This window comes from Nonomuraea typhae (assembly GCF_009760925.1).
Classification (GTDB): domain Bacteria; phylum Actinomycetota; class Actinomycetes; order Streptosporangiales; family Streptosporangiaceae; genus Nonomuraea; species Nonomuraea typhae.
In genome coordinates, this window is record NZ_VRLV01000011.1 from 313,057 (window position 1) to 336,206 (window position 23,150).

The following is a 23,150-nucleotide window of genomic DNA, read 5'->3' on the forward strand; positions in this document are numbered from 1 at the left end:
GTACGGTCGCCGGTCATCCACGTTAACGACCAGGTGTCCCCAGAATCCTACCCGTGAGTAACATTCTGGGCCTAACGCGACCCACCCTAAGCTCCAGACATATACCAGAACAATGCTCTAGGCTGTGAAATAGCGCTGAATCGTCGGCGCGATGAGCGCCACCAGATCCTCGTCGTCGGCGCTGGCCAGCGGCTCCAACTGCAGCACGTACCGCGCCAGGATCAGCCCGACCATCTGCGAGAACGCCGCCTCGATGCGCAGGTGCGGCACGCCCAGCCCGTCGGCCACCCGGTAGAGCAGCGCGTTGGTGATGAACTCCCGCACCATGGCCAGCGCCTGCTCGTTCGTCATCGCCGAGCGCAGCAGCGCGATCACCGGCTGGCGGGCCTCGTTCTCCGCCGTCAGCCGCAGCAGCAGCCGGACCAGGCGCTCGCCGACCTCCTCCCTGGGCCCCTCCAGGATCGCCGGCACCACCTCGTCCGGGTTGATCGGCAACTGCATGGCCTCGGCGAACATGCCCTCCTTGGTGTCGAAGTAGTGATGCACCAGGGCCGGATCGACCTGCGCCTGCCTGGCGATGCCACGGACCGTCGCCTTGTCGAACCCCTTCTCCGCGAAAACCGTCCGCGCCGCCGCCAGGATCTCGCCCCTCGTGTCCGCAGACCCCGGACGGCGGCCGGGGCGTCGTTTGACGGTCATCTCCCCACCGCCAGATACACGCGCATCGGCACGCTCAGGATGCCGTCGGGAAAAGCCGCCTGCAGCTCCGCCCGGCGCCGCCCCACCAGCTCGCCGGCCGCCTCGTCGGGCAGCGCCGCCATATAGGAGTGCGAGCGCAGGTCCAGCAGGAACTCCTCGATGCCGATCCGCCGGGTCCACGGGATCCAGCGCTCCTCCACCACCTCGAAGGCGGTGGCGATCGGCGGCACCCGCCACTGCTCGTGCGCCGGGCCCCAATAACCCGGCGCCTCCGCCGACAGCCTCGCCTCGTAGTCGGCCAGCCACTCCACCGCGCGGGCGTCGGCGAGGTTCCAGCAGGCGGCCATCGCGCCGCCGGGCCGCAGCGCCCGTCGCGCCTCGGCGATCGAGACCGCGGGGTCCAGCCAGTGCCACGACTGCGCGTACGTCACCAGGTCGGCGCTGCCGTCTGCCACCGGGAGCACGTTGCCGTCCCCGATGACCGCCGCGACGCCGGCCGTACCGGACAGGCGGGAGACCAGGAAGGAGAGCATCTCCGCGCCCGGATCCACGGCCAGCACGCGGGCGCCGCGCGCCTGCAGGGCGCGCGTCAGGATGCCGGTGCCCGCGCCGACGTCCACGACGGTCGCGCCGGCGAGCGGCACCCCGGAGATCTCCGACAGCGCGCCGTAGACCTCGTCGGGGTAATGGGGGCGGGCCGCGTCGTACGCCTCGGCGACCCGGTCGAACACCTTGCCGAGTGCGCGTTCGATCATGTGCGCGCCGCCAGGAAGAGCCGGGCGAAGGCCAGCGCCTCCGCGAGGTCGTCGATCCGCTCGGTGCGCGAGGCCGCCTTGCGGGTGTTGATCTCCAGCACCACCAGGCCGTCGTAGCCGTTGCGCGCCAGCCGCTCCAGCATCGGCGCGCACGGCTGGTTGCCGCGCCCCGGCACCAGGTGCTCGTCCTTGTTCGTGGTCCCGAGGCCGTCGGCCAGATGCAGGTGGGCCAGCCGGTCACCGAGCTTGGTCGCCATCTCCATCGCGTCGGAGCCGGAGACCGCGGTGTGCGACAGGTCCAGCGTCACGTGGGGGAAGTCGTAGTCGACCGGGTTCCAGTCGGGTGAGTACGGCACCACGTCGTTGCCGCGCGCACGCAGCGGGAACATGTTCTCCACGGCGAAGACGACGTCGGTCTCCTCCCGCATGCGCGCCAGGCCCGTCTCGAAGTCGCGGGCGTAATCACGCTGCCAGCGGAAGGGCGGGTGCACGACCACGGTCTGCGCGCCCAGCCGCTCGGCCGCCTTCTGCGCCCGCACCAGCTTGGCCCACGGGTCGCGCCCCCACACGCGCTGCGTGACCAGCAGGCACGGGGCGTGGATGGCCAGCACGGGCACCTCGTAGTGCTGCGAAAGCCGCTCGATCACGTCGATGTCCTGGCTCACCGGGTCGGCGCCGACCATGATCTCGACCCCGTCGTAACCCAGGCGCGCGGCTAGCTCGAACGCATCGGGAGTGCGTTCCGGATATACCGAAGCGGTGGACAATGCGATCTTCGCATTGGGCACGCGGATGACATCAGCCACGTTGCCAGCCTAAGCCGGGTGAGGCGTGGGTGTGGCTGCGCCTACGGTTGATCCATGTCACGCATCGTCCACGGCGCCATCCCCAGCCCGAACATCTGGAACACCCCGCAGGTCTACGAGCTGGAGAACAAGGCCGTCGACCCCGACGGCGCAGCCGACGCGGCCATGCGCGCCATCCGCCCCTGGGAGGGTGCCGTCGTCCTCGACATCGGCTGCGGCACCGGCTACCACCTGCCGGCACTCGCCGCCTCGGCCGCCCGCGTGATCGGCGTCGAGCCACACGGCGGCCTGGTCAAGCTGGCCGAACGCCGCTGCGCCGGCCTGCCCGGCGTCGAGGTGCACCGCGCCACCGCCCAGGACCTGCCCGTCGCCGACGCCTCCGTGGACGTCGCCATCGCGCGCTGGGCCTACTTCTTCGGTCCCGGCTGCGAGCCCGGCCTGCGTGAGCTCAACCGCGTGGTACGGCGGGGCGGCGCCGCCTTCGTCGTGGACCTGGACGCCACCCGGGGTGAGTTCGGCCAGTGGTTCCAGCGCACCGTGCCCTCCTACTCGGCCGCCGCCGTCGAGACCTTCTGGACCCGGCAGGGCTGGCTGCGCCGTACCCTCGACCTGCGCATGAGCTTCGAGCGGCGGGCGGACCTGGAGGCGGTGCTGCGCATCGAGTTCGCGCCCGAGGTGGCCGCCGAGGCGATCCGGCGCACGCCCGGCCTGGAGCTGGCCTACCCGAACGTGCTGCGGTGGCGCACCTATTGACCTTGACGCCGATGTCAACGTTTAGCGTGTCGGTATGCGGATCGGCGAACTGGCCCGGCGGGCAGGAGTCAGCACCAGGTCACTGCGGTACTACGAGCAGAACGGCCTGATCAGCGCCCGGCGGAGGGCCAACGGGTACCGCGAGTACGACGAGGACGACGTCAAGCTCGTGAGCGAGATCCGCACGCTGCTCACCCACGGCTTCACGCTGGACGACACCCGGCCCTTCGTCGAGTGCCTGCGCGCCGGGCACACCTCCGGCGGCGACTGCGCCGGCTCGGTCGAGGTCTACCGGCGCAAGCTCGAGGAGATCGACTCCGAGATCCGCACGTTGCTGGCCAGACGCGCCGAACTCGCCGCCCAGTTGTGCGCCGGATGCGCGTTCAAAGGAGAATCATGATCACGTTGACCACCGCGAACTTCGACGAGCAGGTGCTGCAGAGCGACAAGCCGGTGCTCGTGGACTTCTGGGCCGAATGGTGCCCGCCCTGCCACATGGTCGCGCCGGTGCTGGAGGAGATCGAGGCGGAGCACGGCCTGACGGTCGCCAAGATCAACACGGATGAGAATCCCGCCATTCAGGCGCGGTACGGCGTGCTGAGCCTGCCGACGCTGCTGCTGTTCGAGAACGGGCAGCCGGTCCGGCAGATCGTCGGCGCCAAGCCCAAGCGGCTGCTCGAGCGCGACCTGGGGCTCGCGTAGTTCTTTCTCTGTAGGAGGAGATCGTCACCACGAGCGATCCGCCACGCAGGGTAATCGCCCTACTGTGACAGCTCGTGAGCCGATTTATCAGTCTTTTTGTGCTGGCCGCGCTGCTCGCGGTCACACTCGCCGACCTGGCACCGCCCGCGCCGCGGTCCGCGACCACCGGGTTCAGCGCCGTGCGGGCGCTCGGCGACGTCCGGGAGATCGCCAAGGCGCCGCACCCGACCGGCTCACCCGAGAACGACCGCGTCCGCGAACACCTCGTCCGCCGGCTCACCGCGCTCGGCCTCGACACGCGGGTGCACGAGAGCGTGGGCGTCTTCCCCGTCAAGCACGACGGCCCCGCCTCCGTCGGCAAGGTCCGCAACATCGTCGCCACCCGCCCCGGCACCGCCTCCACCGGACGCGTCATCCTGGCCGCCCACTACGACTCCGCCCCCGGCGCACCCGGCGCCGGGGACGACGGCGCCGGGATCGCGGCCCTGCTGGAGGTCGCCCGCAACCTGCCGCAGAACCTCCGCAACGACGTCATCTTCCTGCTCACCGACGCCGAGGAGCCCGGCCTGCTCGGCGCCGAGGCGTTCGCGCGGGACAACCGCTTCGACGGGCCCGTCGTCGTCCTCAACCACGAGGCCCGCGGCGTGCGCGGCACCGTGCAGATGTTCCGCTCCTCCGGCCCCTTCGGCGAGGTGTACGGCAGCGCCGCCCCGCACCCCTCGGCCGACTCGGCCTTCGCCTCGCTCATGGCCGTCATGCCCAACAACACCGACTTCCACGTCTTCGACCAGGCCGGCTGGATGGGACTCGACTCGGCCTTCATCGGCGGCGGCGCCTACTACCACACACCCCTCGACGACCCCGCCCACCTGGACCCCGGCAGCCTCCAGCAGATGGGCGACAACGCCCTGGCCGTCGCCACCGCGCTGGCCGGCCGTGACCTGCGCGCGCTGGGCACCGGGGAGTCGGTCTTCTTCACCGTGCCGGGTGGGATGATCCGGTATCCGGGATGGCTGGAGATCCCCATCGCCGTGCTCGCGCTGGCGCTCGTCGCCGGGCTGATCGTGCTGCTGCGGCGGCGCGGGCTGGTGACCCTGCCACGCACGCTCGGGGCGGCCGGGCTCTCGCTGGTGACCGTCGTGCTGGCGGGCGCCTCGGGGTATGCGCTGTGGCCGCTGCTCAAGGTGCTGCGTCCCGACTACGGCGCGATGTTCACCGGGGATCCCTATCGGCCCTGGTTGTACCAGGCGGCGTTGCTGGTGTTCGTGGCGGCGATCGTGCTGGTCTGCGTGACCCTCTTCCGCCGCCTGGCAACCCCCCGCCCGGCGACTCCGGCGCGGTCCGCCACGTCTCCCGTGCGGGGTTCCGCTGTGCCGGGCTCTCCCGTGGCTTCCGCTCGGGGCGGCGGTCACGAGCGGTCCCTCATCGGGCCGGCGGCCGGGGCGCTGCTCCTGGTCGCGCTGCTCGGGCTGCTGTCGGCACTGCTGCTGCCCGGCGGCTCGCACGGCTTCGCCTGGCCGGCGCTCTTCGCGGCGCTCGGCTGGATGGTCTCCTTGTTCCTGCCCCGGGGCGGGATCGTCGCGCTGACCCTCGGACTCGTCCCCGCGGCCGTCATGCTGGGCGGCACGGCCCTGACCAGCCTGGACATCGGGCTGCGCATCGGCGGCGTCATCTCGGCCCCCCACTTCGCCCTCCTGCTGCTGCTCCTGCTGCCGATCGTGGCCTTCGCGCCGCGCCGCCGTACCACTCTGCTCGTGCTGCCCGTCGCGGCGGTCGTGCTGATCGCGGCCGGACTGGCCGCGGACCGCTTCGACACCGCCCACCCGCGCCAGGACGCCGTCGCCTACGCGGTCGACACGGCGGCGAAGGAAGCGCGCTGGGGGCGTTTCGGCGGCGTCAGCGCCGACAGCGCCCGCTTCTTCGGCGAGGTGGACATGGTGACGAGCCCGGCGCCGGTCGCGCCGTTGCGGGCGCCGGAGCTGACCGTGCTCAAGGACGTCACCTCGGGCGGCACGAGAACGCTGACGGTCCGGCTCACCCCGGCGGGCCCGGCTCCGGCGGTCGGGCTGGGCGTCGGGAAGCCGGGGGCGAAGATCACGGTCGCGGACCGGGATCTCGGCGAGCGCAGCGGGTTCACCTTCCACGCGCCGCCGGCCGGCGGGGTGGAGGCCACGCTGGCGGTACCCGCGGGCGAGACCCAGATCCGGATTTTTCAGCATGTGTACGACATGTCGGTGATTCCGGGATATCGGCTTCCGGCGGAGACCATGCAGATGCGGCCGCTGGCGACCGCCTTCCTGACGAAGATTGTCGCCCCCGCCCGCTAGCCTGCTCCGCATGGCCAAGACTGCTACCGGTTACCGCTGCACCGAGTGCGGCTGGCGCACGCTCAAGTGGGTCGGCCGCTGCGGTGAGTGCCAGGCGTGGGGCACGGTCGACGAAGAGGGCGCCCGCGGCGCAAACGTCGTGCAGGCCGGCGCCACCACGGCCCCCGCCGTGCCGATCAACCAGGTCAAGGCCGAGGTGGCCGTCGCGCGCAGCACCGGCGTGGGCGAGCTCGACCGGGTGCTCGGCGGCGGCGTCGTGCCCGGCGCGGTCATGCTGCTGGCCGGCGAGCCGGGCATCGGCAAGTCCACGCTGCTGCTGGAGGCGGCGGCCTCCATCGCCCGGCGCGCCACCGTCCTCTACATCACCGGCGAGGAGTCCGCCGCCCAGGTCCGGCTGCGCGCCGACCGCATCGGCGCGCTGCGCGACAACCTCTACCTCGCCGCGGAGACCGAGTTGTCCGCGCTGGTGGCGCACGTGGAGAAGGTCCAGCCGCGCTTCCTGGTGGTCGACTCCGTGCAGACGATCGGCTCGGCCCAGGCCACCGGCGTGCCCGGCGGCGTCACCCAGGTGCGCGAGGTCGCGGCCAACCTCGTCCGCCTGGCCAAGGAGCGCAACATGGCCACCGTGCTGGTCGGCCACGTCACCAAGGAAGGCTCGATCGCCGGCCCGCGCACGCTGGAGCACCTCGTCGACGTCGTGCTCAACTTCGAGGGCGACCGCCACTCGCGGCTGCGCCTGGTGCGCGCGGTGAAGAACCGCTTCGGCCCCACCGACGAGGTCGGCTGCTTCGACCTGCACGAGCGCGGCATCGAGGGCATCTCCGACCCCACCGGGCTGTTCGTCTCGCAGCGCAGCAAGCCCGTCCCCGGCACCTGCGTCACCGTCACCGTCGAAGGCACCCGCCCGCTGCCCGCCGAGGTCCAGGCGCTGGTCGCCCGCACCGAAGCCCAGCAGCCTCGGCGCACCACCTCCGGCCTCGACTCCTACCGGGTGCAGCTGGTGCTGGCCGTACTCGAACGCAGGCTCAACGCCAAGCTGGGCGGCTGCGACGTGTTCACCGCCACGGTCGGCGGCCTGAAAATCGCCGACCCGGCCGTCGACTTGTCGGTTATGCTCGCGGTGGCCAGCGCGGCCGGCGACAAACCGCTGCCCGCCGGCCTCGTCGCGCTCGGCGAGGTCGGGCTGGCCGGGGAGCTGCGGCCGGTCAAAGACGTCCGACGGCGGCTCACCGAAGCCGCGCGGCTCGGCTTCACCCGCGCGCTCGTCCCCGCCGGCTCCCTGGAGGAGGCCGGCAACAAGCGCGCCGGCCAGCGCGCGCTGGTGCCCGTCGGACCGGTCTCCTTCGCGCCCGGCTTCGAAGTCGTCCAGGCCGAGAACGTGTGGGACGCACTCACACACGTCACATAGCCCGGCTAAGCTGGGATTGAGTACTACACGGGGGTCAGGTGCCAAACGACAGGAGTCTTGACGACCGCCGTCGCGAAGCCCTGGCCGCAGTGGCCCCGGGCACGCAGCTGCGCGACGGCCTGGAGCGGATCCTGCGCGGGCAGACCGGCGGCCTCATCGTGCTGGGCTACAACCCCACGGTCGAGGACCTGTGCTCCGGCGGCTTCGAGCTCGACGTCGAGTTCTCCCCCACCCGCCTGCGCGAACTGGCCAAGATGGACGGCGCCATCGTCGTCCACCACGACGAGGCCAAAATCGTCCGCGCCGCCGTCCACCTGGTCCCCGACCCGTCCATCCCCACCGACGAATCCGGCACCCGGCACCGCACCGCCCAGCGCGTGGCCCGCCAGACCGGCCTGCCGATCATCGCCATCAGCAAGTCCATGCGCATCATCGCCCTCTACCTCGACGGCATCCGCTACGTCCTGGAGGAGTCCGCCGCGATCCTCTCCCGCGCCAACCAGGCCCTGGCCACGCTCGAGCGCTACAAGCACCGCCTCGACGAGGTCTCCGGCACCCTGTCGGCACTGGAGATCGAGGACCTGGTGACCGTCCGCGACGTGGCCGCCGTGGCCCAGCGCCTGGAGATGGTCCGCCGCATCAACGACGAGATCAAGGGCTACGTGGTCGAACTCGGCACCGACGGCCGCCTGCTCTCGCTCCAGCTCGACGAACTGGTCGCCGGCGTCGACTCCGAGCGCGAACTCGTCGTCCGCGACTACCTCCCCGCCCCCGCGGGCCGCCGCCACCGCGCCTTCACCGAGGCCCTGCACGCCCTGGACCGCCTGGACGGCAGCCAGCTCCTCGACCTGACTGCCGTAGCCCACGTCCTGGGCCACAGCGGCAACGAAACCCTGGACAGCCCGGTCAGCCCTCGCGGCTTCCGCCTGCTGGCCAAGGTCCCCCGCCTGCCCGCCACGGTCGTGGACCGCCTGGTGGACCACTTCGGCGGGCTCCAGAAGCTCCTGGCCGCCAGCATCGACGACCTCCAGGCAGTGGGCGGCGTGGGCGAGTCCCGCGCCCGCAGCGTCCGCGAGGGCCTCTCCCGCCTCGCCGAATCCAGCATCCTCGAACGCTACGTATAGCCGCTCCGCGCTCGCTGCTCGCAGTCGCGCGGGCTTGGGGTTCATGATCGTGTACGGCGGGGCCTGGTTACCCGCACCGCCGTCGTGGGCCGGCCTCTGTCACGCGGTAGTCGTGAGGGCTCACGGGGTGCTCGCCGTTACAACGCGATCCTGAACACGCGGCGTGCCTGGGCCGGCCGCCGTCCCCGTTGCGCCGGAAGGCGGCCGTCGAGCTCCCCACCGCCCCGGCGCTTTGCGCTCCCGCGCCCCACACCCCTGCACCACCGCGCCTCTACGCCCCGGCGCCCTACCCTCGCCTCCCGCGCTCCCGCGCTTCCGCGCTCCCGGGCTCCCGGGCTCCCGCGCCCCACACCCCTGCACCACCGCGCCTCTACGTCCCCGGCCGCTCTACCCTCGCCTCCCGCGCACCCTCGTGCCCCCGCGCCCTGTCTCGCGGCACACCTGCGCTTCCCGCGGCCCCACGCCCCTGCGCCACACGCTCCCGCGCTCCCGCGCTCCGGCACCCTGCGCTTTTCGGGCCGAGGTGCTAGCGGAGGTGGAAGACGACCAAGGGGCTCTTGAGTTTGCCCATGCGGGCGACGGCCACGTAGGTGCCGGGGAGGGCGCTGACGCGGGCGGTGGTGCAGTCGGTGCGGGAGCGTTTGCGGTCCCAGTCGATCGAGCGGACGTACGGGATGCCGCGCTCCAGCCTTTCCACGCTGCTCGTGTCGCCGCTCACGCAGTCGGACGTGGACCAGATGCGGTCCTCTCCCGAGGTGATGCGGATCTCCATGGTGCGCGGGCCCACGTCGGTGGTGCACATGACGGGGCCGGTGTTGACCAGGGTGGCCATCAGGTTCGGCAGCGCGCCGGCCGGGTAGACGTCCTGCCGGCCCTTCAGGCTCAGGACCAGGTCGGTGTGGTCGCAGGGGGCTCCGGGGCGGCTGACCCGGGTCGGGGTCGGGGTGGCCTTGGTGGTGGTCGGGGTGGGGCTGGCCGTACCCAGGGCGAGGGTGCGGAGGCCGGCGAGCAGCGGATCGGCGGCGGGCGGCCCGCTGGTCGCGGTCTGGGCGCTGGAGCGCGGCTGCGGCCCGCCGGAGCCGCTGGAGCACGCCCACGCCACGACGGCGACCACCACCAGCACGCCGACCAGCACGCTCATACGTCGACGCCAGTAGACGTCGCCGCCATCGCCACGCATCGCATCCGAATCCATACGGACAGCATGGTAATCAATGAGCCACCGAGGGTGACGACACGCCGTCCGCGGCCATCTCGGCGTACGCTGGGGCGCGTGCTCGAGCCGATCCTCCTACACACCCCCGTTCTGGAGTGGTACGCCGACAACGCCCGGGATCTGCCGTGGCGTGCCGATGGCGCGACGCCGTGGGGCGTGCTGGTGAGCGAGATCATGCTGCAGCAGACTCCGGTCAGCCGGGTGCTGCCGATCTGGCACGAGTGGATGGAGCGCTGGCCCACGCCCAAGGCGCTGGCTGTGGCGCCGCCGGGCGAGGCCGTACGCCATTGGGGCAGGTTGGGCTATCCGCGGCGGGCGTTGCGGCTGCACGCGTGCGCCAGGGCGATCACGGACGAGCACGGCGGCGAGGTGCCGTGCGATCATGCGACGCTGCTGGGCCTGCCGGGGATCGGTGAGTACACCGCGGCGGCTGTGGCGAGTTTCGCGTTCGGGGGGCGGCATGCCGTCCTCGACACGAATGTGCGGCGGGTGTTCGCGCGGGCGGTTCGCGGTGATGAGTACCCGCCGACCGCGACGTCAGCCGCCGAGCGCCGGCTGGCCGAGGCGCTTCTGCCCGCATTGGGCGCGCCTCGGTGGGGTGTGGCCGTCATGGAGCTGGGCGCCCTGGTGTGTACGGCCCGCAGCCCGCGATGTGCCGACTGCCCGATCACGGACCTGTGCGCCTGGCGTCTGGCGGGCAAACCACCGCATGACGGGCCGGCGCGCAAGGGGCAGACGTATGCCGGGACCGACCGGCAGTGCCGTGGCCGGCTCCTGGCCGTGCTGCGCGCCGCCCACGGGCCGGTGCCGAAGGCGGCGCTGGACGCGGTCTGGGACGACCACGTCCAGCGCGAGCGCGCCCTCGACGGCCTGGTCACGGATGGCCTGGCCGAATACCTGGACGACGGCACCTATCGCCTGCCCGCTTAGGCGATCCATGCCGGGGTGCCGAACTCGGTGCCGTCGGTGCCGAAGGCCCGGGCGTCGCCCTGGGCGGTGACCACGGCGGTGTAGCCCTGGTCGGCGTCGGCCACGACGCGCCGGGCCGTACGCGGGGGCATGATCACGGTGTCGCCGGCCTGCACGGTGAGCGTCTCCTGGCCGAGTTCAACGGTGGCCGCACCGGTGAGCCAGGTCCAGATCTGCTCGGCGTCGAAGTCGTGCAGCGGCCCTTGGGCGCCGGGCTTGGCCTCGACCTGCCAGAGGGATCGGCTCGCGCCGCCCTGGGTGGGCGAGGCGAGGGTGGTCATGATGCCGTTGGGGGTTTCGGTGACGCGGGCGTCGGCGTGCTGGATGAGAGTCAAGGGGATCTCCTGCGGTAAGATAGACAATCAAGTTGTCCATTAAGGTAAATGAGGTTGTCTATCATGTCAAGCGAACCCCCTGGCTTCGAGTTGCCCCTGCGGCTGTTCATGGCGTTTCGCATGATCATCGATGCGCTCCATGCCGAGCTGGCCCGGCAGGGGCACCCGGACATGCGGCCCATGTACGGCTTCGTCATGCAGGCCATCGGGTCTCGTGGCACCACGGCCGTGGAGCTGGGGCGTGCCCTCGGCGTCTCCAAGCAGGCGGCCGGCAAGACCGTCGAGACGCTGGAACGGCTCGGCTACGTCGTGCGCACCGTCGACCCCGCCGACTCCCGCTACAAGATCGTCAACCTGACCCCGCACGGGGTGGACGCGCTGGCCAGATCGGCCCGCATCTTCGACGACCTGCGCCGTACGTGGGCCGACGCCCTGGGCGAGGACCGGCTACGCGCCCTGGAGCAGGACCTGCGCACCATGACCCCGCCCGACTTCTTCCGCCTGGACATCCCCGGCTGGTTCGGGGGCCTGTGACCCGGAGAAGCTCAGGCGGCCAGCTGGAGACCCAGGTTCGTCAGGCTGGTACGCGCCCAGTCCAGCTCCTCGGCCAGCAGCGACACCAGCGCGCCAGGCCCCTTGGCCCGGCCGGGCACCGCCAGGTTGTGGGTCTCGACCTCGATGTGGGCGGTGCCGTTGACCGCGCCCGACAACATCGCCGTCAGCGTGTCGTGGAGGACGGGACCGGTGCTCGGGTTCTCGTCCGTGTGGTTGTGCACGTGCCCCAGCTTGACGACCGGCGCACCGGCGGCCGCCAGCCCGCGCAGCGCCTCCTCCGGCTCCTCGACCCCGCAGGCCAGGTGACAGGCGTCCAGGCAGACGCCCAGGTGCTCGGAGTCGATCCCGCAGACCCGCTCCAGCGCCTGCTCGGTCGTCTCCAGCACGCATCCCGGCCACGGCTCGAAGCCGACCCGGATCGTCTTGCCGGTGACGCTGTAGATCCCGCGCAGCTCGCGGGCCAGCCGCTCCAGCCGCTTGGTCGCGATCGTGTGCAGATCCGACGGCCAGTCACGCCGCCACCCGATCGGGATGGTGGAGATGCTCCCGAACCGCACGTCCTCCGGCAGCAGGAACGCCAGGATCTTGGCCAGCGCCATCGTGTACCGGTACCGCTCCGGCTTCGCCCAGTCCGGCCCCGGCACCTCCTGGTTGCGCCCACCGGTGCCGTTGAGGCTGACGACCTCCAGCCCACGCTCCTCCAGCGAACGGCGCAGCCGTACCAGCTCAATGCGGTCAGCCGTCAGGTGATCGGCCACCGCGGGAGACAGCCACAGCCCGATCCCCATCCGCTCCACGCCCAGCCGCTTGCGCACCGGAACCGCGTAGCGGGTCAGGTGGGCGATCAGGTTCTCCAGGTCCTCCGCCGGGTGCACGCCTGCGTTGTAGGCCAGGTGAACGAGCGTTCCGTCGTCGTGACGCAGGCGCATCGGCTTCCTCCACGGCTCAGCACTGGTGTCGTACGCCCTGAGCATGTCTGCTCATCGGCAGGCCACGCGTCCACCCTGGGTTGATTCCTCACTACTCCCTGAGGAGCAGCCCAAAGGTGAGTGCGCCTTCTTGCGGCGCACATGGGCGAAACTTGGCACATTCAAGCTCTACGCAGTGTAGTACTACTCGCCGTGGTGATACACCCCACCCGCCCAACAATTCGGAAACATTGTTCTGTCACGCGATCCCACGCGCCACCCGGAACACGAAGAGAGGCCCCCCGCACGATGCGGAGGGCCTCTCTGAGGACTCGGATCGAGTCAGTTCTGGATCGGCGCGGCGATCGCGGCGGCGGAGTCGGGCACCTGGCTGGGCGCCGTCTCGCCGGTGAAGACGAACGTGGCGTTGTCCCCTTCACCCTCGATCGTCACCTTGATGACCTGGCCGGCACGCAGCTCGCCGTACAGGATCTTCTCCGACAGCATGTCCTCCAGCTCGCGCTGGATGGTACGGCGGAGCGGACGGGCGCCCATCACCGGGTCGTAGCCGCGGTCGGCCAGCAGCTGCTTGGCATCCTGCGAGACGTCCAGCGACATGTCCCGGTCCTTCAGACGCTCGGACACCTGGCCCAGCATCAGGTCGACGATCTTGATGATCTCCTTCGGCGTGAGCTGGTGGAAGACCACGATGTCGTCGACGCGGTTGAGGAACTCGGGCCGGAAGTGCTGCTTGAGCTCCTCCTGGACCTTCGACTTCATCCGGTCGTAGTTGGACTCGGCGTCGTCGGACTTCGCGAAGCCGACCCCGATGCCCTTGGAGATGTCCCGGGTGCCGAGGTTGGTGGTCATGATGATGACCGTGTTCTTGAAGTCGACCACCCGGCCCTGGGCGTCGGTCAGGCGACCGTCTTCCAGGATCTGCAGCAGCGAGTTGAAGATGTCGGGGTGGGCCTTCTCGATCTCGTCGAACAGAACCACGGAGAACGGCTTGCGCCGCACCTTCTCGGTCAGCTGGCCGCCCTCTTCGTACCCGACGTAGCCGGGCGGGGAGCCGAACAGCCTGGAGACGGTGTGCTTCTCCATGAACTCCGACATGTCCAGCATGATCAGCGCGTCTTCGTCGCCGAACAGGAACTCCGCCAGCGCCTTGGACAGCTCGGTCTTACCGACGCCGGACGGGCCGGCGAAGATGAACGAGCCACCGGGGCGGCGCGGGTCCTTCAGGCCGGCGCGGGTACGCCGGATGGAGCGGGACAGGCCCTTGATGGCGTCGTCCTGGCCGATGATCCGCTTGTGGAGCTCGTCCTCCATGCGGAGCAGGCGCTGGGACTCCTCCTCGGTCAGCTTGAAGATCGGGATGCCGGTCGCCGTGGCGAGGACCTCCGCGATGAGCTCTTCCGTGACCTCGGCGACGACGTCCATGTCGCCGGCCTTCCACTCCTTCTCCCGCCGCTCGCGCTTGAGCTGCAGCTGCTTCTCCTGGTCGCGGAGGGCAGCGGCCTTCTCGAAGTCCTGCGCGTCGATCGCGGACTCCTTGTCGCGGCGGACGTTGGCGATCTTCTCGTCGTACTCGCGCAGGTCCGGCGGAGCGGTCATCCGGCGGATGCGCATCCGGGAACCGGCCTCGTCGATGAGGTCGATCGCCTTGTCGGGCAGGTAGCGGTCGCTGATGTAGCGGTCGGCCAGACGGGCCGCGGCCACGAGCGCGTCGTCGGTGATCGACACGCGGTGGTGGGCCTCGTAGCGGTCGCGCAGACCCTTGAGGATCTCGATCGTGTGGCTGAGCGAGGGCTCGGCCACCTGGATCGGCTGGAAGCGGCGCTCCAGCGCGGCGTCCTTCTCGAGGTACTTGCGGTACTCGTCGAGCGTGGTGGCGCCGATGGTCTGCAGCTCACCGCGGGCCAGCATGGGCTTGAGGATGCTGGCGGCGTCGATCGCGCCCTCGGCGGCGCCCGCACCCACGAGCGTGTGCAGCTCGTCGATGAACAGGATGATGTCGCCGCGGGTGCGGATCTCCTTGAGCACCTTCTTCAGGCGCTCCTCGAAGTCACCGCGGTAGCGGGAACCGGCGACCAGAGCACCGAGGTCGAGCGTGTAGAGCTGCTTGTCCTTCAGCGTCTCGGGCACCTCGCCCTTGACGATCTTCTGCGACAGGCCCTCGACGACGGCGGTCTTGCCGACGCCGGGCTCGCCGATGAGAACGGGGTTGTTCTTGGTCCTCCGGGAGAGGACCTGCATGACCCGCTCGATCTCCTTCTCACGGCCGATGACCGGATCCAGCTTGCCCTCGCGGGCCGCCTGGGTCAGGTTGCGGCCAAACTGGTCGAGCACCAGGGACGTCGACGGGGCCGACTCCTGCGGACCACCCGCAGCCGCCGGTTCCTTGCCCTGATAGCCGTGCAGCAGCTGGATCACCTGCTGCCTGACACGGTTGAGATCGGCTCCAAGCTTGACCAGCACCTGGGCGGCCACACCCTCACCCTCACGGATGAGCCCGAGCAGGATGTGCTCGGTGCCGATGTAGTTGTGGCCCAGCTGCAAGGCCTCACGGAGCGACAGCTCGAGGACCTTCTTGGCCCGCGGGGTGAAAGGAATGTGCCCCGACGGAGCCGACTGGCCCTGGCCGATGATCTCCTCGACCTGCTGGCGCACACCCTCAAGGCTGATGCCGAGACTCTCCAGAGCCTTGGCGGCAACGCCCTCACCTTCGTGGATCAAGCCAAGAAGAATGTGCTCAGTGCCGATGTAGTTGTGGTTGAGCATCCTGGCCTCTTCTTGGGCCAAGACGACAACCCGCCTCGCTCGGTCGGTGAACCTCTCGAACATCTCGTCGCTCCTCACAGAGCGGTCAGTCAGGCCGGAGAATCCGGTCCCGTCATCCCGCATGCTAGCCCTGGCTCGGCGAACCGTGCCCACTGCCGCTGACACGCTCTATAGCTAGAGACGTTCCCCGAGAGCAGGGCGTTCACCCTCCATCCAACTACCGTTCGGGGGTGGTGTGTTCCCGATACGCCACCAGCGAACGAGGTTTAGGACGCCCTCCGCGAGCCGTCGGGAAATTACCGCCCGCCACACGAACGGACCGGGACGGCGCCGCGCCGGACAGTTCCGTAAGCCGTAGTTGACATCCTATGGGCACTCTCGGACCGGTCCGCAGCCGAGCAGCCAGCGACTCCGCGCCGGGCTCGAATCCTGAATCAAGGACGCGTAAACCGCGAGCGCATCGGCAAATCCGGCTGCGGGGAGTGAGTACTCCCCCGGTACGGCGGCGCGATATCTCCGGGAATCCCAGGTACCAAAAGACACGCAATGGGGCCCCCTCGTCCAGGATGCGAGACACGCAAACCAGGACAAAGAAGGCCCCTAAAAAACGATCATGCGCTTATGGCAGTCGCCGGGGTTCTAGGCGAACGTCATAAGCGCATGGTCGTCGGGCGCGACAGCGGTTAGTGCGCGGCTTCGTACTTCTCCACAACGGTGGAGGCGATACGCCCGCGCTCGCTGACGGGGAGACCGTGGGCCTTGGCCCACTGCCTGATCTCGGAGCTCTTCTCGCGGGTCATGGCGCGCTGACCGCCACGACCCCGACGACGAGTGGAGACGGCGCCGCCGCGACGGGCGTGCTGCACGAAAGGCGAGAGCGCATCCCGCAGCTTCTTGGCGTTAACGTCACTGAGGTCAATCTCATACGACGAGCCGTCAATAGCGAAGCTGACCGTCTCATTGGCCTCGCCCCCATCGAGGTCATCGATGAGAATCTCCTGGATCTGCTTGGCCATGTACGCAATCCTTTCCCGGAGCATTGTTTCATTCGCTCGCCCAAACATATACCCGGAAAGGCTGTAAGACAATTCAGGGAGACACGGATTCGGCTGACTCGCGGATCAGTTGCGCTTCTCGACCAGATCCTGGCGGTTTGGCCGCCGCCGGAGCCCCGTGCGGCCGCCGTCTTCACCCCGTCAAAGTCGAAGACGCCGGCGGCCCCAGCCCGTGGCGCGGCGGCCGCCAATGCTTCCGTTAGACCTTGCATTCGCCCTGGAGCCCCGAGCGCGGATCCGGGTTTCCGCGGCGGCGGTTATCCCCGGAACCGGCTGAACGCCCGGGCGGAACACGGTACGCGGCCCCGTGCGGCGACCTTCCCTCCGCCCCCACGGGGACACCGGCCCGTGCGACAGGACACCTTCTAGGGCGACCTGAGCGATGGACAGCCTAATGGCAGTCTCTCCAGGCTTCTTACCGGATCAAGGGAAATTTTTGCGTTAACCAGCCGAACCGGACGCCCGCTGGTCTTTGACCACTCGCGTCCCGGCCAGCCGGTCGTGGGGACCACGCAGCAGCGGCCGGTCCATGAGGATGAGCATCCCCACCCCGAAGGCCACCATTGGCGCCAGCACATTGAGCACCGGAATGCCCATCAGCATGGTCGGCCCGGGATACAGCAGAGCACGTTTCAGCAGCCCACGAGTGGTGACGACGGTCCCGTCCGCGGGCACCACCCGAATCCGCATGATCGCCTGCCCGAAGGTCCGCCCACCCCGCGAATGCGACACGCAGTCATAGACCGTATAAGCCAGACCGGCCCCCAGCCAGGCGAAGACCCCGGGCAACCGGCCCTCGTCGAAGACGCCCAACAACCCGACAGATCGGAAGAACGACCACAGCGCTATGAACAGAATGTAATAGAACACGCCGAAGACCAGGGCCTCAATGAGGCGCGCCACCAGCCGCTCCCACCATTCAGCGGTCACGGTGCCTTGGACGGGCGTGGCCATAGCCTCAACCTCTCGACGGCGTTTAGATCGCCTGTCACACCATTTTGGTACGGCGGAGCCGCACATGAAACAGGGGCCACCAGGTGGTGACCCCTGAATCTACGCCCGCCGCCGCTATTTGATCTTGACGACGACGGTCTTGGCGACCTTGTCGGCGAAGGTCTGCTGCAGCGGCTTATCCCAGAGCTGGGAGGCGCCGTTGAGCGCGACGAAGATGTAACCGAGCCAGCCCAGGAACGGGATACCCGAGATGAGGTAACCGCCCCAGGTCACGAGACCGCGCATCAGCGCCGTGTTGGTGTGCAGCCCACCGGGCGGCACGTTCGGGCTCCCGACCGGCACGATCTTGATGCCCATGACGAGCTTGCCGAGCGTCTGCCCGTTCATCTTGGTCATGATGAGCTCGTAGGCGATGTAGATGGCGCCCGCCAGGATCCCGGAGATGAGCCCGACGAGGACCGGGCCGAAGAAGCCCGACGAGACACCGCTGCTGGATGCGTAGGTCGCCAGGAAGATGCCGGCCATGATCAGGCCGATCACCCACCAGACGATGCCGAACAGCACACCGTCGATGATGCGGGCTACCAGGCGCTGCCACCACTCGGCCAGGGGCGCCGGCGCACCGGGCGGCTGCACGCCGACCGGCTGACCGTATGCCTGGCCGTAACCGGGCTGCTGCTGGCCGTACGCCTGGGGCTGGCCGTAACCCTGCTGCTGGCCGTACTGCGGCTGCTGGCCGTAGCCCTGCTGCTGGCCGTACTGCGGCTGCTGGCCGTAGCCCTGCTGCTGGCCGTACTGCGGCTGCTGGCCGTAGCCGGGCTGGGCGTACTGCTGCCCGGAGGACGGCTGGCCGTACTGCTGTCCGGACTGCGGCTGCTGACCGTAGCCGGGCTGCTGCTGCTGGCCGTAGTCGGGCTGGCCGTAGCCGGGCTGCTGCTGCTGACCGTACTGCGGCTGCTGGCCGTAGCTGGGCTGCTGGCCGTAGCCCGGCTGGGACTGCGGCTGCTGGCCGTAACCGGGCTGGGACTGAGACTGCTGACCATAGCCGGGCTGTGAAGGGGCCTGCTGGCCGTAGCCCGGCTGGGACTGCGGCTGCTGGCCGTAACCGGGCTGCTGCTGCTGTTGGCCGTAGTCGGGCTGCTGCTGGCCGTAGCCCGGCTGGGACTGCGGCTGCTGGCCGTAGCCGGGCTGCTGCTGACCGTAACCCTGCTGCTGGCCGTACTGCGGCTGCTGGCCGTAGCCCCCCTGTGAGCTGGGCTGCTGGCCGTATCCGGGCTGGGACGGAGCCTGCTGGCCGTACTGCGGCTGCTGCTGTCCATAGCCCTGCTGGCCGTAGGGGTCGCCGTCATGCCGGTAACCCACGACCGTCACATCCGGGTCGGCCTCGCCAGGGGCGCGACCTGCGGTGTTTTGTCCGTATTCGGGAGTCCCGGAATTGTCGCCGGGATCGTCCTGTGGATACGGCGGCTGTCCGGTGCTCACCGTGTCACCTCGCTTCGAGTGTGCATGTGGCACATGTCAGGACACATGCCTTCGCTGCCCAACGTATCGACATAGGTATCTACAATCACCTTTCCCCTTGGTGGAGGTCCGCGTCAAACGACGCCAGGTGCAGCAGCATCCTGGTGTTGCCGAGGGTGTTGGGCTTGACGTGTTCAAGATCGAGAAACTCGGCCACGCCTTCGTCATAGGAGGCGAGCAACTCGGCATAGACCTCGGGAGATACCGGCGTGCCCTGGATCGGGCGGAACCCGTGCGCGGAGAAGAAATCCACCTCGAAAGTCAGGCAGAACACCCGCCGCAACCCGAGTTCCCGGGCCGTTCCGATGAGGGCTGTAACGATTTGGCGGCCGATGCCCAGCCCGCGGGCTTCGGGGTCCACGGCCACGGTGCGGATCTCGGCGAGGTCCTCCCACAACACGTGAAGGGCGCCGCAGCCCACCACCCGCCCCCCGCGTTCGGCCACCCAGAACTCCTGGACGTCCTCATAAAGGGTGACAGTGGCCTTCTCCAGCAGGCGGGGGCCGGCTCCGGCATAGGTGTCGACCAGGCGCCTGATCGTCCGGACATCCGGCGTCCGAGCCCGTCTGACGACGACCTCCGTGTCGGGAACCGCCCGTTCGGCGACCTGCTCCATGGAACCTCAGGGTACAGAGCTAATTACGGCTCCCCCATATTTGCCCACGCATGTCCGCGACGATCTCTTCTAGTAGTCGTCCGTGCCGGGCTACCTGCGGGGCAATGCCAACGAGCAGCTGAATGGCCGGTGACGAGCGGTGATTCCCACGGTTACACCGAACCTCCCGTACGTCCCAAGCACTGGCAAAGTTCACATAAAGTCCCTCTGGTACGGCGGTGCACGTGATCACCCCGTGACACTTCGGTTGTGAAACCTCAACAGATCTGGCAGTTCTGGTTGAGCACGAACCAGGAGTGCACTAGTGTCCAGCGTCGATGTCACGCGTGTCACGCACGCGAGGGCACGCCTAATCCCCTTCCCTGGGGAGCCGGGGAACCGCCGGTAGCCGTAAGGCGCCTTCCGGGGTGAATCCGAGCTCTGCTCGGTAGGGCTGCTCCGGCCCGAACCCGTCAGCTAACCCGGTAGGCGGCCACGAGAGGAGCTGGTTGGTGAAGCGCACGCGTAACCGTGAGGGGAAGCCCGCGGGCAAGCATGCCCGCCCTCCCGAACCGGGCGACAGGAAGGGGCTCGCCGCCCTGGCCGCCGCCGTCGCCTTCGTGACGTTCACGGTGACACCTCTCGGCTCCGCCGCGGCGGACCCCAAGCCCTCGCTCAAGCAGCTCTCCGAGCAGGTCGAGAAGCTCCACACCGAGATCGAGACGCTCAGCGAGCAGTACAACGGCCAGCGCGTGAAGCTCAACGACGCGCAGAAGGCCGTCGCCGCCGCGAAGAAGACGCTGGCCGCCACCGAGGCCGACTTCGCCGAGAAGCGCTCCAAGGCCGCCCTGCTGGCCCAGAACGAGTACATGCTGGGCGGCTTCGGCCAGGCCCTGGCCTTCGCCTCCTCCGGTGACCCCGACCTCTTCCTCGACCGCGCCGCCACCACCTACGCCCTGGAGCAGCAGCAGAGCGAGCAGGTCAACCAGGTCGCCGCGGCCCGGCAGCTCGCCGAGAAGGCGCAGGCCGAGGCGAACACCCGCATCGAAGAGGTCAGCAAGATAGTCGAGGGCCTCGAGACCAAGCGCGACAAGATCACCAAGCTGGTCACGAAGGTCGAGAGCGACCTGTTCAAGCGGGCCATCGGCGAAGCCGGCCGGCCCGGTGGCCGCGCGGTCCGGGTCAGCCTGCCGATCGCCGGCTCCGGCAAGGCCGCCGAGGCGGCCAGGTGGGCCCTGACCCAGCAGCTCAAGCCGTACGTCTGGGGCGCGGAAGGCCCCGGCTCCTACGACTGCTCCGGCCTGGTCATGGCCGCCTACCAGCGGGTGGGCATCTCGCTGCCGCACTACACCGGCGACCAGTGGACGGCCGGCACCCGCATCTCGCGCGAGGAGCTGCGCCCGGGTGACCTGGTCTTCTTCTACAACGACCTGCACCACGTCGGCATCTACGTCGGCGGCGGCATGATGGTGCACGCGCCGCAGACCGGCGACGTGGTCCGCATCGCGTCCATCTCACGCCGTCCCTGGGCAGGCGCCGTCCGCATCGCGGGCTAGGCCCTCCCGGGTACGACCAAAACCGACCCCGCCGGATCACAACCCGGCGGGGTCGGACTCAGCCCACTAGATCAGCTGGCGACGTGCCGCCCAGGCCACCGCCTCGATGGCGGTGGCCACGCCAATCCTGTCGCATATCCCGCGCAAACGGCGGCGTACCGTGCGTCCGCTGATCTCCAGCCGGCGCCCTACCCGATCGACCGTGACTCCCTTGGCCAGCTCGGCGAGCAAGGCTAAATCGGCGTGGCTCAGCTCAACGCCTTCGGTGAGCACATCCATCGGGAGCCCTCCCCCCAACAGCAGAACTCGCAGACGTCTCGGACAGCGCAACGCGCTCGTCCCGCAGACGGTAAACGCATCCAGGAAAGGTCGTCAAGCTCGACAATTTCCCGGCTTGACCAGCTCTATTGACATGATCAAATCTATGTGAACTACTCGCCATATGTCGTCACACGTCGGGGCACGATGAGCGATCAGACTGATCCTTACAAGAGCCCGCCCGGACCTGCGCCGACCCCCGTCGACGTGCTGGGATTCGACCCCTACGGTCCTGACTACCGGCGTGAGCCGTACGAAAAGTACCGTCAGCTCGCCGAGCGTGGCGATTTATTTCATACCCGGACCGGTTTGGTGGTAGCCACATCACACGCGGCCGTCTCGGCCCTCCTGCGCGACCCCCGATTCGGACACGGCTCCACCCCGCCCGCCAACCCGGGCCAGCCGCGCGGCTCGTTCCTCGTCATGGACCCGCCCGACCACACCCGGCTGCGCGGACTGGTCAGCAAGGCGTTCACGCCCCGGATGATCGAACGGCTCCGCCCCAGGATCGAGGCCATCGCACAGGACCTGATCGGCGCCATGGGCAGGGAGACCGACCTGATCGCCGCCTATGCCTACCCGCTCCCGGTCATGGTGATCACCGAGATGCTGGGCGTGCCGCCGGAGGATCACGAGCGCTTCCGCGGCTGGAGCGAGATCCTGGCCCGCGGCATCGACCCGCTGCTGCCCGCCGGGCAACTGGCGAGCACGGATCGGGCCCGGACGGAGTTCCGCGCCTACTTCCGCGAGCTCGCCGCGGTACGGCGGCGCCGCCCCGGCGAGGACCTGCTGAGCGCGCTCGTGCGCCTGGAGGAGCTCACCGAGCCCGAGTTGCTGGCCACCTGCGTGCTGCTGCTGGTCGCCGGGCACGAGACGACCGTCAACCTCATCGGCAACGGCGTGCTCCAGCTGCTCCGGCACGACCTGCTGCACCTGGCCGCGGAGTCACCCGGGCAGGTCGTCGAGGAGGTGCTGCGCTACGACCCGCCCGTGCAGCTCACGCTCAGGGTCGCGCTCCAGGACGCCGAACTGGGCGACACGCCGATCCCCGCGGGTACGGCGGTGCTCGGGCTGCTCGGCGCGGCCAACCGCGACCCGGCCGTCTTCCCCGGCCCGGACCGCTTCGACCCCGGCCGGCCCAGCCCACGGCATCTGGCCTTCGGGCTCGGCATCCACTTCTGCCTGGGCGCCAACCTGGCGCGGATGGAGGGCGAGATCGCGTTGCGCGCACTGGCCGAGGCGGCTCCGGGTCTGAAGCTGGCCGACGCGGCGCCGCCGTACAAGGAGAATGTCGTGTTGCGCGGGCTGGCTGCCCTTCCTACCTGGCTGTCGTAGCCGGGACGGCTGCCCTTCCTACCTGGCTGTCGTAGCCGGGCCGGCGGCGCTTCAGAGCTGGCTGTCGTAGCGGGATCTGGCGGCTTCCACGTCCTCGATGTGCACCTCGGCCCATTCCTTGATCGCGGTCATGAGCGGCAGGAGGGTCTGGCCGAGCGGGGTGAGTTCATAGTCCACGCGAACCGGGACCGACACGGTGACCGTGCGGGCGACCAGGCCGTCGCGTTCCAGGCCGCGCAGGGTCTGGGTGAGCATCTTCTGGCTGACCCCGGCGATCGTCCTGGCCAGCTCGCTGTAGCGCTGGGAGCCGCCGGCCAGGGCGGTGAGGATGAGGCTCACCCATTTGTCGGTGAGCGTGGTGAGAAGCCGGCGGGAGGGGCATTTGGCCAGGTAGGCGTCGTAGGCCAGGCGGGCTGCCGCGCGCTTTTCCGCGGCCGTCTCGGTGGGCACGGCGGATCCTCCAGGTGGGTTACGC

At 69.5% G+C, this 23,150-nt stretch carries 23 protein-coding genes and 1 riboswitch; of the genes, 10 read left to right on the plus strand and 13 right to left on the minus strand.

Translation table 11 applies throughout. The annotated features are described in order from the left end of the window. Positions 1-117: 117 nt before the first annotated feature. Genes FVE25_RS36130 through FVE25_RS36140 form a run of 3 tightly spaced genes read right to left on the minus strand, consistent with a single transcriptional unit; the run spans position 118 to position 2,260 of the window. Positions 118-699, minus strand: coding sequence for a TetR/AcrR family transcriptional regulator (locus FVE25_RS36130; protein WP_157251859.1), 582 nt, complete (start codon positions 697-699; stop codon positions 118-120). After that, complete coding sequence (locus tag FVE25_RS36135) at positions 696-1,454, minus strand: class I SAM-dependent methyltransferase (protein ID WP_157251861.1); 759 nt, start codon at positions 1,452-1,454, stop codon at positions 696-698. Before FVE25_RS36135 ends, FVE25_RS36130 begins: the two co-directional genes overlap by 4 nt. Further along, entirely contained in the window at positions 1,451-2,260 is an 810-nt protein-coding gene (locus tag FVE25_RS36140) for a sugar phosphate isomerase/epimerase family protein (RefSeq protein ID WP_157251863.1), read from the minus strand. Before FVE25_RS36140 ends, FVE25_RS36135 begins: the two co-directional genes overlap by 4 nt. Positions 2,261-2,314: 54 nt before the next feature. Here FVE25_RS36140 and FVE25_RS36145 point away from each other — a divergent pair, with 54 nt between their 5' ends. The 6 genes from FVE25_RS36145 (at position 2,315) to disA (ending at position 8,574) form a co-directional block, all read left to right on the plus strand. Next, entirely contained in the window at positions 2,315-3,013 is a 699-nt protein-coding gene (locus FVE25_RS36145) for a class I SAM-dependent methyltransferase (protein WP_157251865.1), read from the plus strand. 34 nt (positions 3,014-3,047) lie between these two features. Continuing rightward, the gene (locus tag FVE25_RS36150) at positions 3,048-3,413 is read left to right on the plus strand and encodes a MerR family transcriptional regulator (RefSeq protein WP_157251867.1); all 366 of its coding nucleotides are present in this window, start codon (positions 3,048-3,050) and stop codon (positions 3,411-3,413) included. Beyond that, positions 3,410-3,715 carry a thioredoxin gene (gene trxA / locus FVE25_RS36155; protein WP_157251869.1) on the plus strand — a complete coding sequence of 102 codons (306 nt, stop codon included), beginning with the start codon at positions 3,410-3,412 and terminating at the stop codon, positions 3,713-3,715. The genes FVE25_RS36150 and trxA overlap by 4 nt, the downstream gene beginning before the upstream one ends. A 74-nt stretch (positions 3,716-3,789) precedes the next feature. Beyond that, a complete protein-coding gene (locus tag FVE25_RS36160; RefSeq protein ID WP_157251871.1) occupies positions 3,790-6,042 on the plus strand; it encodes a M20/M25/M40 family metallo-hydrolase in 2,253 nt (750 codons plus the stop codon). A 10-nt stretch (positions 6,043-6,052) separates the two neighbouring features. Next, a complete protein-coding gene (gene radA / locus FVE25_RS36165) occupies positions 6,053-7,450 on the plus strand; it encodes a DNA repair protein RadA (RefSeq protein WP_157251873.1) in 1,398 nt (465 codons plus the stop codon). 38 nt (positions 7,451-7,488) lie between these two features. Further along, positions 7,489-8,574, plus strand: a complete 1,086-nt coding sequence (disA, locus tag FVE25_RS36170; protein WP_157251875.1) for a DNA integrity scanning diadenylate cyclase DisA — start codon at positions 7,489-7,491, stop codon at positions 8,572-8,574. Positions 8,575-9,100: 526 nt separating this feature from the next. On the opposite strand, the gene FVE25_RS36175 is transcribed toward disA, so the two are convergent. After that, the gene (locus FVE25_RS36175; protein WP_157251877.1) at positions 9,101-9,769 is read right to left on the minus strand and encodes a hypothetical protein; all 669 of its coding nucleotides are present in this window, start codon (positions 9,767-9,769) and stop codon (positions 9,101-9,103) included. Between the two features lie 78 nt (positions 9,770-9,847). Between FVE25_RS36175 and FVE25_RS36180 the strand changes: the two genes are divergently transcribed. After that, complete coding sequence (locus FVE25_RS36180; protein WP_425489518.1) at positions 9,848-10,720, plus strand: HhH-GPD family protein; 873 nt, start codon at positions 9,848-9,850, stop codon at positions 10,718-10,720. Here the strand turns inward: FVE25_RS36180 and FVE25_RS36185 are convergent. Next, positions 10,717-11,094, minus strand: a complete 378-nt coding sequence (locus tag FVE25_RS36185; RefSeq protein ID WP_157251879.1) for a cupin domain-containing protein — start codon at positions 11,092-11,094, stop codon at positions 10,717-10,719. The two genes, FVE25_RS36180 and FVE25_RS36185, sit on opposite strands and share 4 nt — an antisense overlap. Positions 11,095-11,157: 63 nt before the next feature. On the opposite strand from FVE25_RS36185, the gene FVE25_RS36190 reads away from it, so the two are divergent. Further along, positions 11,158-11,628 carry a MarR family winged helix-turn-helix transcriptional regulator gene (locus FVE25_RS36190; RefSeq protein WP_157251881.1) on the plus strand — a complete coding sequence of 157 codons (471 nt, stop codon included), beginning with the start codon at positions 11,158-11,160 and terminating at the stop codon, positions 11,626-11,628. Between the two features lie 11 nt (positions 11,629-11,639). On the opposite strand, the gene FVE25_RS36195 is transcribed toward FVE25_RS36190, so the two are convergent. The 6 genes from FVE25_RS36195 to FVE25_RS36220 all read right to left on the minus strand — a co-directional run bounded on the left by FVE25_RS36195 (position 11,640) and on the right by FVE25_RS36220 (position 19,487). Next, positions 11,640-12,578 (minus strand): TIM barrel protein, encoded by a 939-nt coding sequence (locus tag FVE25_RS36195; RefSeq protein ID WP_157251883.1) that lies wholly within the window; start codon positions 12,576-12,578, stop codon positions 11,640-11,642. Positions 12,579-12,899: 321 nt separating this feature from the next. Continuing rightward, positions 12,900-15,404: an ATP-dependent Clp protease ATP-binding subunit gene (locus tag FVE25_RS36200; RefSeq protein ID WP_157251885.1), complete on the minus strand. Its 2,505-nt coding sequence runs from the start codon at positions 15,402-15,404 to the stop codon at positions 12,900-12,902. A gap of 620 nt (positions 15,405-16,024) precedes the next feature. Then, positions 16,025-16,357, minus strand: coding sequence for a histone-like nucleoid-structuring protein Lsr2 (locus FVE25_RS36205; protein WP_157251887.1), 333 nt, complete (start codon positions 16,355-16,357; stop codon positions 16,025-16,027). Positions 16,358-16,837: 480 nt separating this feature from the next. Beyond that, entirely contained in the window at positions 16,838-17,350 is a 513-nt protein-coding gene (locus FVE25_RS36210; protein ID WP_157251888.1) for an RDD family protein, read from the minus strand. 114 nt (positions 17,351-17,464) lie between these two features. Further along, a complete protein-coding gene (locus tag FVE25_RS36215; protein ID WP_157251890.1) occupies positions 17,465-18,712 on the minus strand; it encodes an RDD family protein in 1,248 nt (415 codons plus the stop codon). Positions 18,713-18,917: 205 nt separating this feature from the next. Then, complete coding sequence (locus tag FVE25_RS36220) at positions 18,918-19,487, minus strand: amino-acid N-acetyltransferase (protein ID WP_157251893.1); 570 nt, start codon at positions 19,485-19,487, stop codon at positions 18,918-18,920. Between the two features lie 336 nt (positions 19,488-19,823). Continuing rightward, a riboswitch (cyclic di-AMP (ydaO/yuaA leader) is annotated at positions 19,824-19,973 on the plus strand. A gap of 5 nt (positions 19,974-19,978) precedes the next feature. Between FVE25_RS36220 and FVE25_RS56515 the strand changes: the two genes are divergently transcribed. Then, complete coding sequence (locus FVE25_RS56515) at positions 19,979-21,022, plus strand: C40 family peptidase (protein ID WP_157251895.1); 1,044 nt, start codon at positions 19,979-19,981, stop codon at positions 21,020-21,022. A gap of 66 nt (positions 21,023-21,088) precedes the next feature. Here the strand turns inward: FVE25_RS56515 and FVE25_RS36230 are convergent, their stop codons facing one another. Then, on the minus strand, positions 21,089-21,301 hold the full coding sequence (locus FVE25_RS36230) for a LuxR C-terminal-related transcriptional regulator (protein ID WP_157251897.1): 213 nt from the start codon (positions 21,299-21,301) through the stop codon (positions 21,089-21,091). A gap of 351 nt (positions 21,302-21,652) precedes the next feature. Between FVE25_RS36230 and FVE25_RS36235 the strand changes: the two genes are divergently transcribed. Beyond that, entirely contained in the window at positions 21,653-22,675 is a 1,023-nt protein-coding gene (locus FVE25_RS36235; protein ID WP_246267954.1) for a cytochrome P450, read from the plus strand. Between the two features lie 51 nt (positions 22,676-22,726). On the opposite strand, the gene FVE25_RS36240 is transcribed toward FVE25_RS36235, so the two are convergent. After that, the gene (locus FVE25_RS36240; RefSeq protein WP_157251899.1) at positions 22,727-23,125 is read right to left on the minus strand and encodes a winged helix-turn-helix transcriptional regulator; all 399 of its coding nucleotides are present in this window, start codon (positions 23,123-23,125) and stop codon (positions 22,727-22,729) included. Between the last annotated feature and the right edge of the window lie 25 nt (positions 23,126-23,150).